Annotated in this window: 9 protein-coding genes; 5 read left to right on the top strand and 4 right to left on the bottom strand. The window is 71.1% G+C overall.

Annotated elements, in window-relative coordinates:
* Both ACIQFZ_RS32330 and katG read left to right on the top strand, forming a co-directional pair.
* Positions 1-1,395: a LytTR family transcriptional regulator DNA-binding domain-containing protein gene (locus tag ACIQFZ_RS32330; RefSeq protein WP_402692876.1), complete on the top strand. Its 1,395-nt coding sequence runs from the start codon at positions 1-3 to the stop codon at positions 1,393-1,395.
* Positions 1,396-1,466: 71 nt separating this feature from the next.
* Positions 1,467-3,431, top strand: a complete 1,965-nt coding sequence (katG, locus tag ACIQFZ_RS32325) for a catalase/peroxidase HPI (protein WP_402692889.1) — start codon at positions 1,467-1,469, stop codon at positions 3,429-3,431.
* Here the strand turns inward: katG and ACIQFZ_RS32320 are convergent, their stop codons facing one another.
* The 3 genes from ACIQFZ_RS32320 to ACIQFZ_RS32310 all read right to left on the bottom strand — a co-directional run bounded on the left by ACIQFZ_RS32320 (position 3,432) and on the right by ACIQFZ_RS32310 (position 6,613).
* Positions 3,432-4,439, bottom strand: a complete 1,008-nt coding sequence (locus ACIQFZ_RS32320) for a recombinase family protein (RefSeq protein WP_071367893.1) — start codon at positions 4,437-4,439, stop codon at positions 3,432-3,434. It abuts the gene before it with no gap.
* Between the two features lie 246 nt (positions 4,440-4,685).
* Positions 4,686-5,363: a response regulator transcription factor gene (locus ACIQFZ_RS32315; RefSeq protein WP_402692875.1), complete on the bottom strand. Its 678-nt coding sequence runs from the start codon at positions 5,361-5,363 to the stop codon at positions 4,686-4,688.
* Complete coding sequence (locus tag ACIQFZ_RS32310; protein WP_402692874.1) at positions 5,360-6,613, bottom strand: sensor histidine kinase; 1,254 nt, start codon at positions 6,611-6,613, stop codon at positions 5,360-5,362. Before ACIQFZ_RS32310 ends, ACIQFZ_RS32315 begins: the two co-directional genes overlap by 4 nt.
* A gap of 125 nt (positions 6,614-6,738) precedes the next feature.
* On the opposite strand from ACIQFZ_RS32310, the gene ACIQFZ_RS32305 reads away from it, so the two are divergent.
* The 3 genes from ACIQFZ_RS32305 to ACIQFZ_RS32295 all read left to right on the top strand — a co-directional run bounded on the left by ACIQFZ_RS32305 (position 6,739) and on the right by ACIQFZ_RS32295 (position 10,078).
* Complete coding sequence (locus tag ACIQFZ_RS32305) at positions 6,739-7,686, top strand: ABC transporter ATP-binding protein (RefSeq protein WP_402692873.1); 948 nt, start codon at positions 6,739-6,741, stop codon at positions 7,684-7,686.
* Positions 7,683-9,245 (top strand): hypothetical protein, encoded by a 1,563-nt coding sequence (locus ACIQFZ_RS32300; protein WP_402692872.1) that lies wholly within the window; start codon positions 7,683-7,685, stop codon positions 9,243-9,245. The genes ACIQFZ_RS32305 and ACIQFZ_RS32300 overlap by 4 nt, the downstream gene beginning before the upstream one ends.
* Before the next feature lie 107 nt (positions 9,246-9,352).
* Positions 9,353-10,078, top strand: a complete 726-nt coding sequence (locus tag ACIQFZ_RS32295) for an ABC transporter permease subunit (RefSeq protein WP_402692871.1) — start codon at positions 9,353-9,355, stop codon at positions 10,076-10,078.
* A gap of 108 nt (positions 10,079-10,186) precedes the next feature.
* On the opposite strand, the gene ACIQFZ_RS32290 is transcribed toward ACIQFZ_RS32295, so the two are convergent.
* Complete coding sequence (locus ACIQFZ_RS32290) at positions 10,187-11,926, bottom strand: Tn3 family transposase (protein ID WP_402692870.1); 1,740 nt, start codon at positions 11,924-11,926, stop codon at positions 10,187-10,189.
* Positions 11,927-12,532: the final 606 nt, after the last annotated feature.

Raw genomic sequence — 12,532 nt, 5'->3', positions numbered from 1 at the left:
ATGAGCGATGTACATCGGCTCGAGCCCGTCTCGGCGAACCTGGGCGGCGGCGCCGTGCTCGCGGCGTGGGAGCGGTTCGTGCAGGGCGAGGATCATGTCCCGGACGTCCGGCCCCTGGTGGCGATCTCCTGGCATCGCTGCCGGGAGCAGTACCGGGTGGATCCCCACCTCACGCGGGCCCCGGTGGCCGTCGCGGAGCCCGACCACACGCCCGAGCACGACGTCGTGTTCGCCGAGCTGGGTTTCCGTGCCGCCTCCGTCGCCCATGAGGTGGGCTGCCTCGGTGGTGTCGTCACCGTCACCGACGCCACCGGCCGGATCCTGGCCGAGTGGGGTGACCAGGCCACGCTCGCCCGGGCCGGCGGGTCCAATCTGGCGCCCTGGTTCTGCTGGTCCGAGTGCGCGGTCGGCACGAACGGCATGGGCACGGCGCTGGAGGCGCACGGACCGGTACCGATCAGGGGCGCGGAGCACTGGTGCCAGGCGTTCCACGACTGGGGCTGCGCGGGCGTCGCGGTGCGTGACGTGGTGACCAAGGACCCGATCGCGGTCATGAGCATCTGCTGCTGGCGCAGCCCCCTGCCCGCGTCCGCGAGCGGCTGGCTGGCGAACGCGGTCACCATGACCCAGTACCCGCTGAAGAGGCGCGCCCGGGACAGCGGCGCCGAGCTGGTCGCGGCCTGCACGCAGGCCAGGGCGCACACCGGTGCGCCGCTCGCCGCGGTGGACACCGCGGGCAAGGTGGTGATCGCCGACGCCATGGCGAGCGTGCTCCTGGGCGTCCCCGCCTGCACCCCGGCGGTCGACCCCACGCTGCGCTGGAAGCCCGGGCTGCCGGAGCTGATCGCGGCCGCCCGGTACGCCACCGGGCAGGCGGCCGACAATCCCGACTGGGTCGGCTCGACGCAGATCTTCGCCCATCTCGCCGACGAGCCGACGTCGATCGGCATCCGCCCCGTCTTCTCGTCGGGACGCCTGATCGGGCACCTGGTCTCGTTCGGTGCCTCCGACGGGGCGCAGGTGCCGCAGGTGGAGGCGCCGGCGCACCCTCGGGTGCTGCCGCGCCGGCTGGTCGCGGTGCGCGACAACCGGCTGGTGCTGCTGCGGCTGCCGGAAGTCTCCTTCGCCGAGTCGCGGGGCAACGACGTATGGCTCTCCACCGATCAGGGGCGGTTGCGGGCCGCCTCCGTGAGCCTGGACAAGCTCGACGGTGAGCTGGCGGATGCCGGTTTCCTGCGGGTGCACCGCCGGTATGTGGTCAACCTCGGCCGCATCCGGGAGATCGAGCGCGGGCTCAAGGGCGAGCTGTCCCTGGTCATGGACGGCCGGACCAAAGAGATGGTGCCGGTCTCCCGGCGGAACGCGCCGGCCGTGCGTCGCGCGCTGGACCTCTGAGTCCCTCAGCACACCCTCTGTACCGGAAGGAGGTTCCCGTGACGGACGGTCGGGACGCCGTTGCCGGCGCGATGAACGCCGGGGGCGCGAGCAACCGCGACTGGTGGCCGAACCGGCTCGACCTGGCGGTCCTCCGGAAGCACCCCGCCATGGCCGACCCCCTGGGCGAGGGCTTCGACTACGCCGCGGAGTTCCGGACGCTCGACCTCGACGCCCTGGCACGGGACGTCGACAAGGTGCTGACGACGTCGCAGGAGTGGTGGCCGGCCGACTTCGGCCACTACGGGCCGCTCGTGCTCCGGATGGTGTGGCATTGCGCCGGGACATACCGCGTCGACGACGGCCGCGGTGGCGCGGGCGCCGGCATGCAGCGTTTCGCGCCGTTGAACAGCTGGCCGGACAACCGCAACCTCGACAAGGCGCGCCGGCTGCTCTGGCCGGTGAAGAAGAAGTACGGCCGCAAGATCTCCTGGCCCGACCTGATGGTCTTCGCGGGCAACCGCGCCCTGGAGACGATGGGCTTCACGACCTTCGGCTTCGCCGGCGGCCGGGCGGAGGTCTGGGAGCCCGACGAGGACGTGTACTGGGGTCCCGAGCGCGCCTGGCTCGGCGACGAACGCCACGGCGGTGTCCGGAAGCTGGAGAGCCCGCTGGCCGCCGACCAGATGGGCCTCATCTACGTCAACCCGGAGGGTCCGAACACCGTCCCGGACCCGCTCACCGCCGCCCGGGACATCCGCGAGACGTTCCGGCGCATGGGGATGGACGACGAGGAGACCGTCGCGCTGATCGCGGGCGGCCACACGTTCGGCAAGACCCACGGCGCGGCCGACCCGGACACCTACCTCGGCCCCGAACACGAGGTCGCCCCGATGGAGCAGCAGGGCCTGGGCTGGAAGAGCGGCTACGTCACCGGAAAGGGCGCGGACGCCATCTCCAGCGGGCTCGAAGGTACGTGGACGCCCACCCCGACACGATGGGACAACGGCTTCCTCGAGACCCTGTTCGGCTACGAGTGGGAGCTGGAGCTGAGCCCCGGCGGTCTGTGGCAGTGGATCCCGCGGGACGGCGGCGGGGCCGGCACCGTGCCGGACGCCCACGACCCGGCGGCGACCCACGCCCCGACGATTCTGACGACGGACCTCGCGCTGCGGTCGGACCCGGTCTACGAGCCGATCGCGCGGCGTTTCCTGGAGCACCCGGACCGGCTCGCGGACGCGTTCGCCCGCGTCTGGTTCAAGCTGACGCACCTCGACATGGGCCCGATCCGGCGCTGCCTCGGACCGCTGGTCCCCCGGGAGACCCTGCGCTGGCAGGACCCGGTCCCCGCCGTGGACCACGAGCTGGTCGGGGCGGCGGACATCGCCGCGCTCAAGGACCGGATCCTCGCCTCCGGGCTGTCGGTCCCCCAGCTCGTCTCGACGGCGTGGGCGTCGGCCTCGACGTTCCGCGTCAGCGACAAGCGGGGCGGGGCGAACGGCGCGCGCATCCGCCTGGAGCCGCAGCGGAACTGGGAGGTCAACGACCCCGACACGCTGGCACGGGTGCTGCGCACCCTGGAGGGGATCCAGGAGTCCTTCAACAGCGCCCAGAGCGAGGGCAAGAGGATCTCGCTGGCCGACCTCATCGTGCTCGGCGGAGCGGCCGCCGTCGAGCAGGCCGCCAGGACCGCCGGCCACGACGTCCGGGTCCCCTTCGCTCCGGGCCGCACGGACGCCACCCGGGAGTGGACCGACGCGGAGTCCTTCGCCCCGCTGGAGCCGGCCGCGGACGGGTTCCGCAACTACCGCGGCAAGGGCGGCCGGCTGCCGTCGGAGCACTCGCTGGTCGACCGCGCGAACCTGCTGGACCTGAGCGCGCCCGAGATGACCGTCCTCGTGGGTGGCCTGCGCGTGCTGGGCGCCAACCATCGGCAGTCGCCGCTGGGCGTCTTCACCTCGGCGCCCGGGTCGCTGACCAACGACTTCTTCGTGAATCTGCTCGACATGGCCCTGTTCTCCCGAAGCTACGGCGAAGTGACAAGTAGCTCTCTGTAATCAGCGTGACGCGCGGTCAGGGATAGCGGGGCGGGGTCCGGGGACCTCGCCGACCTGGAGGGCGGCGAAGTCGGCGTGGGCCTGTTCGACGGCTTCGGGGTACGCCTCGCGCTTGGCGTGTTCGGCGAGCGCCCGGTAGATGCTGGCGACGGAGGGGTTCTGTCCCTTGCGCTTGCCGGTGGGGATGATCAGGTCGGGCTGGATCTGCTCGACGGACTCGCCGCCCGCGCGGCGCCGGAGCACGGTGTGGAGCATGTCGTCGGTGATAACCGGGGGTCGGCCGCCGTGCTTGCCTTTTCGGGCCGCGGTGTCGAGCCCTTCGAGCGTGGACTCGCGGATGTTCTCCCGCTCGGTCTCCGCCATCGCTGCGAAGAACGCGAACAGCAGCTTCCCGGGGCCGGTGGGGTCGTAGATGCCGGGCAGGGGTCCGGCGAGCATCTCCAGGACCAAGCCGTGGGCGGTGAGGTGGTCGGCGAGGGCGGTGAGTTCGGCGGCGTCGCGGCCGAGCCGTTTCATCTCGTACACGGTGAAGATGACCCGGCAGTGCGGGGCGTGCGCCTTGACCTTCCGCGCCGTCCTCAGCGCCTCCTCGAACTTCGGGCGGACCCGCACCCGGGTGCTGATCTTCTCGCTGAAGATCTTGTCCCTCGGGATGCCGTGCTTGGCGAGCGCATCGAGCTGGGAGTCGAGTTCCTGCCCGAGGGTCGAACAGCGGGCGTAGCCGATGCGGATGTCCGCGCTCGGCAGGTCCGGGTCGATCGGCGTCGGCGGCGGGGTGCCCGGCCGCCACGGCTGGCCCGGTCCGCGGTCGGCCGGGGTCGGGACCCGCAGCGCCTTCTTCAGCCGGGGCACCATGGTGAAGCGGCGGGTGTGATAAGCGGAGGCGACCGCGCCGCCGCGCGAGCGGCAGGGCGAGCCGGGCTGTGCGTCACACTTCGGACAGGTGTGCTGTTCGACGTCGTCCGCGTCCGACCGGTCGGTTGGGGAAGGCTGCTGAGTGGCCGTCATGGGCCCGGATTTTCGCACAATGCAAGTCTCAGAAGGGGGTCCAGCCCACTTTTGAGTGAGAACGGGTTCTGAGAACGAATCCGAGTCCCCGGGGGTCCGGCGGCCCGTGATTGATCTTGCTCGCGCAAAGGAACGTTTGTGAGAGTAACCGCGTGTGTCAGTCTCCGAAGTCGGCTGCGCAGATGACTGGAGTCGGGTGCACTGGGCACCGCCTCCGCTCGCGGGTCGCCGGTCCCTGGTGGCTGCTCAGTCTGGTGGGACGGCTGGGTCGATGATCCGATACCCCACGCCGGGTGTGGTGGCGATGACCGGGGGGGCGCCGAGTTTGCGGCGCAGGCGGCTGATGGTCACCGTGACGGTGTTGGTGAACGGGTCGGCGTGTTCATCCCAGACCTGTTCGAGGAGGTTCTCCGTGCTGAGGAAGGCGGGGCTCGCGTTCAGGAGGGCTTCGAGTACCGCGAATTCCTTGATGGAGAGGTCGAGTTGGTGGCCGTCGCGGCTGGCGGTGCGGCGCATCGGGTCGAGTTCGATGCCCGCCGTGCTCAGGGTACGGGACCGGGCGGCGGGCCGGCGGCGGGCCAGGGCGCGGATGCGCAGGATGAGTTCGGGAAAGTGGAAAGGCTTGGCGAGGTAGTCGTCGGCGCCCAGGGTCAGGCCGCTGACGCGGTCGCCGGGTGAGTCGGCGGCGGTCAGCATCAGGACCATCACGCGGCCGTCCCGCTCGGTGATCATCTGGCAGAGGGTGTCGCCGTGGATGCCTGGCAGGTCGCGGTCGAGCACGACGACGTCGTACGCGTTGACGTCCAGTTTGGCCGCGGCTTCGAGCCCGTCGTGGGCCACGTCCACGGCCATGCCCTGGTCGCGCAGTCCCTCGGCAATGACTTCGGCGAGGGGGCGGGCGTCCTCGACCACCAGGACTCTCAACGCGCCACGCCGCTCTCTGTGTTGGGAACTTCCGCCGTCGCCCTGCCGTCCGTACGGGGGAGGGTGACGGTGACGCGCAGGCCGCCGTCGGGGCGGGCGCGCAGGTCCAGGGTGCCATGGTGGGCCTGGGTGATGGCCGCGACGATGGAGAGGCCGAGGCCGCTGCCCTGGCCGGTGCCGGTCCGGTCGGCGCCAAGGCGGCGGAAGGGCTGCACGAGGTCCGCCACCCGCCGCTGGTCGAGGACCGGTCCGCTGGACTCGACGACGAGGGACACTGCGCCTGCGCCGTCTCCTTCGGCCCCTACCGCGACACTGATCCAGCCCCCGGGGTCGTTGTGCGCGATCGCGTTGTCGACCACGTTGTCGACCGCGCGGCGCAGCAGCGTCTCGCTGCCCCACACCCACGCGGAGCCGTCGATCCGGTTTTCACGCACGGTCAGGCCCTTGGCCGCAATCTCCTTTGCCCGTCCGGTCAGGGCAGTCAGCGCGAGTTGGCCGAGGGTGAGGCGCGCCGAGTCGGTGAACTCGCCGTGCTGGGTGCGAGCCAGGACGAGGAAACTCTCCAGCAGCCGGTCCACCTGGTCGAGTTCGGCGCGCATCCGGGCGGCCAGCGTGGCCGTGGTCTCGGGCACTGGGCCCGGCTTGGCGAGGGCCACGTCCAGGGAGGCCCGCATCGTGGTGAGCGGGGTGCCCAGCTCGTGGGAGGCGTTGGCGACGAAGAGTCGCTGGGCGTCGAAGGAGCCCTCCAGGCGGCCGAGGAGGTCGTCGATGGTGTCGGCGAGGTCCTTCACCTCGTCGCCGGGGCCGCCGATGGCCAGGCGTTCGTGCAGGCTGTCGGCGGTGATCCGGCGGGTGGCCGCTGTCATCACGCGCAGCGGGCGCAGCACCCGGCCGGCGACGAACCAGCCGAGGCCGACCGAGATCACCGCCATGACGCCGAGGGCGATGGCGGAGCCGAGCAGGATCTGCCTGGACTGGGTGTCGTGCGCCTGGGCCAGCTGCTGCTCCAGATCGTCGATGCGGCCCTGGGCCTGTGCCGCCGTGGCTCGCTGATCGGTGCCACCATCGGGGGCGGTCTGGCTGGAGCGCGATCCGCCGGATGCCACCAGGGCCGCGATGGCGAGCAGCGCCGTTCCCGACAGCAGGAACAGAGTCACGTACAAGGCGGTGAAGCGGGTGCGGGCAGTGCCACGGCGCAGGCCGAGCCGGGCAGTCAGGCCCGCGAGTCGTCGGGGCGGACCCCATTTCATCCGCATGCTCCCCTCTCGCCACTGCACCAGGACACGTACCGGGCCAGGCTAAGCCGAGGCGCCTAACAGCGAGATGACAGTGGCCGTTCGGCCCCTGTAACTCGCTCCGTCACAGGGTGGGGCCCATGAGTGATGAGAGTACGAAGGCGACGATCGAGGTCATGGGTTTGCGTAAACGCTTCGGACCACAGCTGGCTCTGGACGGGATGACGTTCACCGTGCGGCCCGGACGGGTGACCGGCTTCGTCGGCCCGAACGGCGCGGGCAAGTCCACCACCATGCGCGTGATCCTGGGTCTTGACGCAGCTGAGGAGGGAAAGGCCCTGGTCGGCGGGGTGCCGTACCGCACCCTGCGTCGCCCGCTTCGGCATCTGGGGGCACTGCTCGACGCCTCCGCGCTGCAGCCGAGCCGCACTGCCCGTAACCACCTGCTGTGGCTGGCCCACTCACAGGGCGTGCCGCCCCGGCGCGTGGACGAGGTCATCGAACAGGCCGGCCTGGGCACGGCGGCCCGGCGCAAGGCCGGCGGCTTCTCGCTGGGCATGCGCCAGCGCCTGGGGATCGCGGCGGCGGTGCTCGGTGACCCGCCGGTCGTCATGCTGGACGAGCCGTTCAACGGCCTCGACCCCGACGGCATCGTGTGGATGCGCGGCTTCCTGGCGGAGCTGGCCCGGCAGGGCCGCGCCGTCCTGGTCTCCAGTCACCTGATGAGCGAACTCGAAGACACCGCGGACCATATGGTGGTGATCGGCCGCGGCCGGGTCGTCGCGGACACCAGCGTGTCCGAGCTGCTCGCCGAGGCGTCCGGCGGCCGGGTCACCCTGCGTACCTCTGCGCCTCCGCGAGCCGCCCAGGTCCTGCACGGCGCGGGCGCCACCGTTCTCGCCACCGGCCCCGACACCCTCGGCGTCACGGGCCTGCCCGACGAGGAGATCGTTGCCCTGCTCGCCCGGAACGGGGTGCCGTTCTCCCAGGTGTCCGCGCACCGGGCGACGCTCGAAGAGGCGTACATGGAGCTCACCCGGGACGCGGTGGAATACCGGGGCATCCCAACGGGGGAGGCCACGCGATGACCGCCACCCTCACCCCTCGCCCCCCGGCCACGAGGCGCGCTGAGCGGGGCGGGTTCCTCAGGACGCTGCACGCCGAGTGGACGAAGTTCCGTACGGTACGCGGCTGGGTCCTCGCCATGGCCGGGGCGCTCCTGGCGACGATCGTGGTCGGACTGCTCGGCACGGCCGCCCCCGCCCCCGGTGGTCGCGGCGCCGACTCCGCCTCATATCCGAAGGGCCCCGGCGGCGAGGCCGTCAACGACAGCTTCTACTTCGTCCACAAGACGCTCACCGGCGACGGCACCCTCACCGTTCCCCTGCGGTCCCTGACCGGTGTGGCCGACACCGGGACCGGCAAGACGGCCCAGGGCGCGCAGCCCTGGGCGAAAGCAGGGATCATCGTGAAGGAAAGCCTCACCCAGGGATCCCCGTACGCGGCGGTCATGGCCACCGGCGGTCACGGCGTGCGCATGCAGTACGACTACACGCACGACACGGCGGGCCCTTCCGGCAAGGTCATCCAGGAGTCCCCGCGCTGGCTGCGGCTGGTCCGCTCCGGTGACAGCCTCACCGGTTACGCCTCTACCGACGGCTCCCACTGGACCAAGGTCGGCTATGCGAAGCTGCCTGGGCTTGCGCGCACCGTGCAGGCCGGGCTCTTCGCCACGTCACCGGAGGCGAAGCAGGACACCGCGGCGGGCACGGGCTTCAGCCCCGCCGTGGCCACCGGCACCTTCGGCCGTCCCGGCCTCACCGGTGGCTGGTCCCAGAGTGCGTGGAGCGGCACACAGGTGGGCGGCGACGCGGGCACCTCCGGCAGCTACACGAACACCACTAAGGGCGGCTTCACGCAGACCGACGGCGGCGGGTTCACCGTGACCGGGGCCGGTGACATCGCACCGGTCGTCGGCGGGCCCGTCATGGGCGTCGGCTTCTCCGTCGAGAACTTCCTCGTCGGCACCTTCGCCGGGCTGATCGTGGTGATCGCCGTGGGCACGGTGTTCATCACCGGCGAGTATCGGCGTGGTCTGCTGCGTACGACCATGGCGGCAACTCCCCTGCGGGGCCGGGTGCTTGGTGCCAAGGCGCTGGTGGCCGGGGGCGTCGCGTTCGCCATCGGCCTGGTGGCCGCCGCAATCACCGTTCCCATCGGGGAACACAGCGCGCGCGGCAGGGGCTTCCATGTCTTCCCCGTCACATCGGCGACCGAAGCGCGCGTCATGGTCGGAACCGGCCTGCTCTGCGCAGCCGCCACCGTGCTCGCTCTCGGCGTCGGTGCCCTGCTGCGGCGCAGCGGCGCGGCGGTCGCCCTGGTCATCGCGTCGATCGTGCTGCCCTTCCTGCTTGCCACCTCCGGCGTACTGCCCCCGGGCGTCTCGGAGTGGCTGCTGCGGGTGACCCCGGCTGCGGGCTTCGCCATCCAGCAGACCCTGCCACAGTACGCGCAGGTGCTCAGCGTGTACGAACCGTCGACCGGCTACTACCCGCTGACGCCATGGGCCGGCCTCGCCGTGCCGTGCGGATACGCCGCGCTCGCCTTCGGTCTGGCCGTGGTGCGGCTGCGCGGGAGGGATGTATGAGTCTCCTGAGCGGTGCACGACTCGCGAGCACGGCGGACGGCGCGTGGCGAGGGGACTTCGGCCGTGCCTTGTGCGCGGAGTGGACAAAGCTGCGCACCGCAGGGGAAATGGGCAGGTTGCTTCTGCTCGCCGTCGCGCTGACCGTGGCCGTCGGCTGCGGCACCGCCAAGGCCGTGAAGTGCCCGGACGCGGGGTGCGGCCAGGACGCCGTCAAGCTCGCCCTGACCGGCGTCACCGTCGGGCAGGCGGTCATCGCCGTCCTCGCGGTGCTGGCCGTCAGCGGCGAGTACGGCACCGGGATGATCCGCACCACGCTCATGGCAGTGCCGAACCGGATCACCGTACTCACCGCCAAGGCGACGATCCTCACCACGGTCGTCCTCGCCTCCGGGACGGCTGCCGTCCTGGCCTCCCTCCTCGCCGGCCGCTACATCCTGCCCGGCAACGGATTCACCGAGGCGCACGGCTATGCCCCGCTCTCCCTGGCCGACGGCCCGACCCTGCGCGCGGCCGTGGGCTCGGTCCTCTACCTCGTCCTGATCGCCCTGCTCGGCCTCGGCGTGGCGACGGCGGTACGGGAGGCGGCGACCGCCATCGGGATCGTGCTCGGGCTGCTCTACCTCTTCCCGGTCGTCACCCAGGTGGTCAACGACCCGGAGTGGCAGCGCCACCTCCAGCGGATCTCGCCCATGACCGCCGGACTCGCGGTCCAAGCCACCATCCATCTGCACGAGCTGCCCATCGGCCCATGGGCCGGCCTGGGCGTGCTCGCGGCGTGGGCCGCGGCCGCGCTGCTGGTCGGCAGCCTGCTGCTGCACAGGCGCGACGCGTAGCCGAATCGAGCCGCCCGCGAGCACGGTGGCTTCGGGCCCCTCCCCGGCCCGGCGCCTCACCCGGTCAACGATCCAGCCGACCGGGAGCGACGCCGGGCGGGCGGGTCTTCAGGATGCCGACCTGGACCCACCGTCCGCCGCCGATCGGGCGGCTTCCGCTTCGGGCACGGTGCGGGGGCCGGGCACCATGGACGCCGTGGCGGCGAGGGCGAGGTGTGAGTTCATGTCCAGCTCGAACCGACCGTAGGGGTTCACGTGGGTCCAGAACAGCGGGGACAGGGCCCGCCGGTCGGCGTCGGTGAGTCGCTTCTGCCACTTCTCCTCGCTCAGGATGTCCTGGAGGAGCAGGGTGTTGACGTGCACCAGAGCGGACTGGAGCAGGTGCAGGGCGAGCATGGAGACCTCCTGGGACTCCTTGTCGGAGCCGGTCAGGTCGCCGTCCTTGCCGTAGAACAGGTCGTGGTTGGCGGAGTTCCAGTTCTCCACGACCTGGAGGCCGTCGTTGATCTCGCGGCGCAGGTCGGCGTCGGCGAGGTAGTCACAGATGAACGCCGTACGCACCGCCCGCCCGAGTTCCTCGATCGCGCGGTAGGTGGGGTGCTTGGGCCCACCGCGGGTGAAGCGGCGCAGGACCTGCTCGGCCTCGGCGGTGCCCAGGCGCAGGGCGGTGGTGTACTTCACGATCTGGTCGTACTGCTGGCGGATCAGGTCCCAGTCGATCGTTTTGGTCGACAGCACCGGCGCCAGGTTCGGCCACGTCTCGTCCTGACCGGCCGCCGGCCGGTACAGCCGCGCCGAGCCGACGTTCTTCAACCGTGGGAGCAGGTTGAAGCCGAGCATGTGGGCGAAGGCGAACCCGACGATGGAGGCGCCGTGCGTGTCGGTGTACTGCCGGTCGATCTCCACGTCCGTGCAGTGCCGCAGCACCCCCTCGATCATCGCGGCGACCTCGGAGGCCGAGCAGGATTTGAGCTGGCTGTAGACGCACAGCGACTTCTTCTCGACGTGCCAGTAGATCATCACCCCGGGCCCGCGGTACCGCTGGTGCCACTCGGTCATGAAGTTGCTGGACCAGGAGCCGAACTTCTTGGAATCGCTCGCGCATGCGGTGCCCTCGCCCCACCACGCCGCATCCCGGGCGGCGAAGGTGGCGTTGACCAGCCGCACCAGCGCCGCGCGCAGGTTAGTCCGGTTGACCAACAGGTGCCGTACCCGGCGCAGGACGGCCTCGCTCTCGCCGTGCTTGCCGGTGACCGCGACCCGCTTGATGCCCATGTTCGTACCCAGCGCGAACAGCACCAGCAGCAGCCGACGCCGCAGCACCGCCTTCGGGACCGCCTCCCTGGTGGCGACCGAGGTGAACTCGTCGGTGAAGCCGGTGGCGAACTCGGCCTCCTTGAGGATGTCGATCAGGTCGATGGTGCCCCAGCGGCGTTCGATCTCCGCCTTCAGCGCGACGAGGTTCTCCGGTTCCTCCTGCTTGCCCAGCGGCGAGACCTTGATCCACGGCTCACCGTGCCGACGGACGATGTCCACCCCGCCCGTGGTGCCCAGCTCCAGCGCGGTGTCGAAGCGGGTCAGGGCCTCGCGCAGCCGCTTCTGCAGGGCCTCGATGAACGCTTGCGGGTCCTGTGGCTGGCGGATCGCGTCGTAGTGCACATCGCGGTTGTCCTCGAAGTCCGGCGGCAGATCGTCCTCCGGGTTCCGCCACCGGTTCGCGCCCGGCACCCAGATCTCCCGCCGCCGCAGTGCGTCCCGCAGGCTGACCAGCACGCACAGCTCGTACGGGATGCGCTCGACCCGGCCGCGCTCGTCCACGACCGCCTTGCGCCACTCCTCGCGCACCACCCCGCCCAGCGGGATCTTCTCCGCCTCGTCGAAGAACGCTCCCTCCTTCGCGATGGGCTGGTCCAGATACCGCTTGAGCAGGTTCGATGGCGTCCATCACCTGCCGGTAGGCGGTGTTGTTGCACTTCAGCTCCAGCGCGTTCAGCAGCGGCGAGAGCATCCGCCGCCAGTGGTTGGAGTACGACGAGCGCAGCACCGTACGCACCCGGGCCCGGTAGCGGGCCTCGTTCGCCGCGGCCTCTGCCGCCAGCGCCTTCAGCGTGGACTCCCCGGCCACTGGATAGATCACCTTGCGGACCGTGCCGCCCGGCTCCGCGACCGCCGCCTCCGCCAGTCGCAGCAGGATGCCCTCCTTGCCGCGGACCCGCTTGAGCTCCTTGTTGAACTCACCCTCGACCTTCTTCTCCGCCCGTGTGTTGATCTTCTGTACGAGCTGGATGAACAGCTCCACCAGCGAGTCGGTGATCTCCGTCTCCCGCACGTGGCACAGCGTCGACAGCAGCGTGTACCCCACCGGCCCGGCCGCCGCCCGCAGGTCCGAGGGGTACTCCTTCGCCGCCCGCGCCCGCCAGGCCGCCACCAGCTTCTCCGACACGTCCGCGAACA

The sequence above is a fragment of the Streptomyces sp. NPDC093064 genome (assembly GCF_044754605.1).
Taxonomy (GTDB): domain Bacteria; phylum Actinomycetota; class Actinomycetes; order Streptomycetales; family Streptomycetaceae; genus Streptomyces.
The sequence above is the reverse complement of the archived record's forward strand: the minus strand, read 5'-3'. Positions and strand labels throughout refer to the sequence as shown.

What these genes read in the sequence shown, in the direction of transcription:
- ACIQFZ_RS32330 (WP_402692876.1), top strand. Translation starts at nt 1, where the DNA reads ATGAGCGATGTACATCGGCTCGAGCCCGTCTCGGCGAACCTGGGCGGC.
- katG (WP_402692889.1), top strand. Translation starts at nt 1,467, where the DNA reads ATGAACGCCGGGGGCGCGAGCAACCGCGACTGGTGGCCGAACCGGCTC.
- ACIQFZ_RS32320 (WP_071367893.1), bottom strand. Translation starts at nt 4,439, where the DNA reads ATGACGGCCACTCAGCAGCCTTCCCCAACCGACCGGTCGGACGCGGAC.
- ACIQFZ_RS32310 (WP_402692874.1), bottom strand. Translation starts at nt 6,613, where the DNA reads ATGAAATGGGGTCCGCCCCGACGACTCGCGGGCCTGACTGCCCGGCTC.
- ACIQFZ_RS32305 (WP_402692873.1), top strand. Translation starts at nt 6,739, where the DNA reads ATGAGTGATGAGAGTACGAAGGCGACGATCGAGGTCATGGGTTTGCGT.
- ACIQFZ_RS32300 (WP_402692872.1), top strand. Translation starts at nt 7,683, where the DNA reads ATGACCGCCACCCTCACCCCTCGCCCCCCGGCCACGAGGCGCGCTGAG.
- ACIQFZ_RS32295 (WP_402692871.1), top strand. Translation starts at nt 9,353, where the DNA reads ATGGGCAGGTTGCTTCTGCTCGCCGTCGCGCTGACCGTGGCCGTCGGC.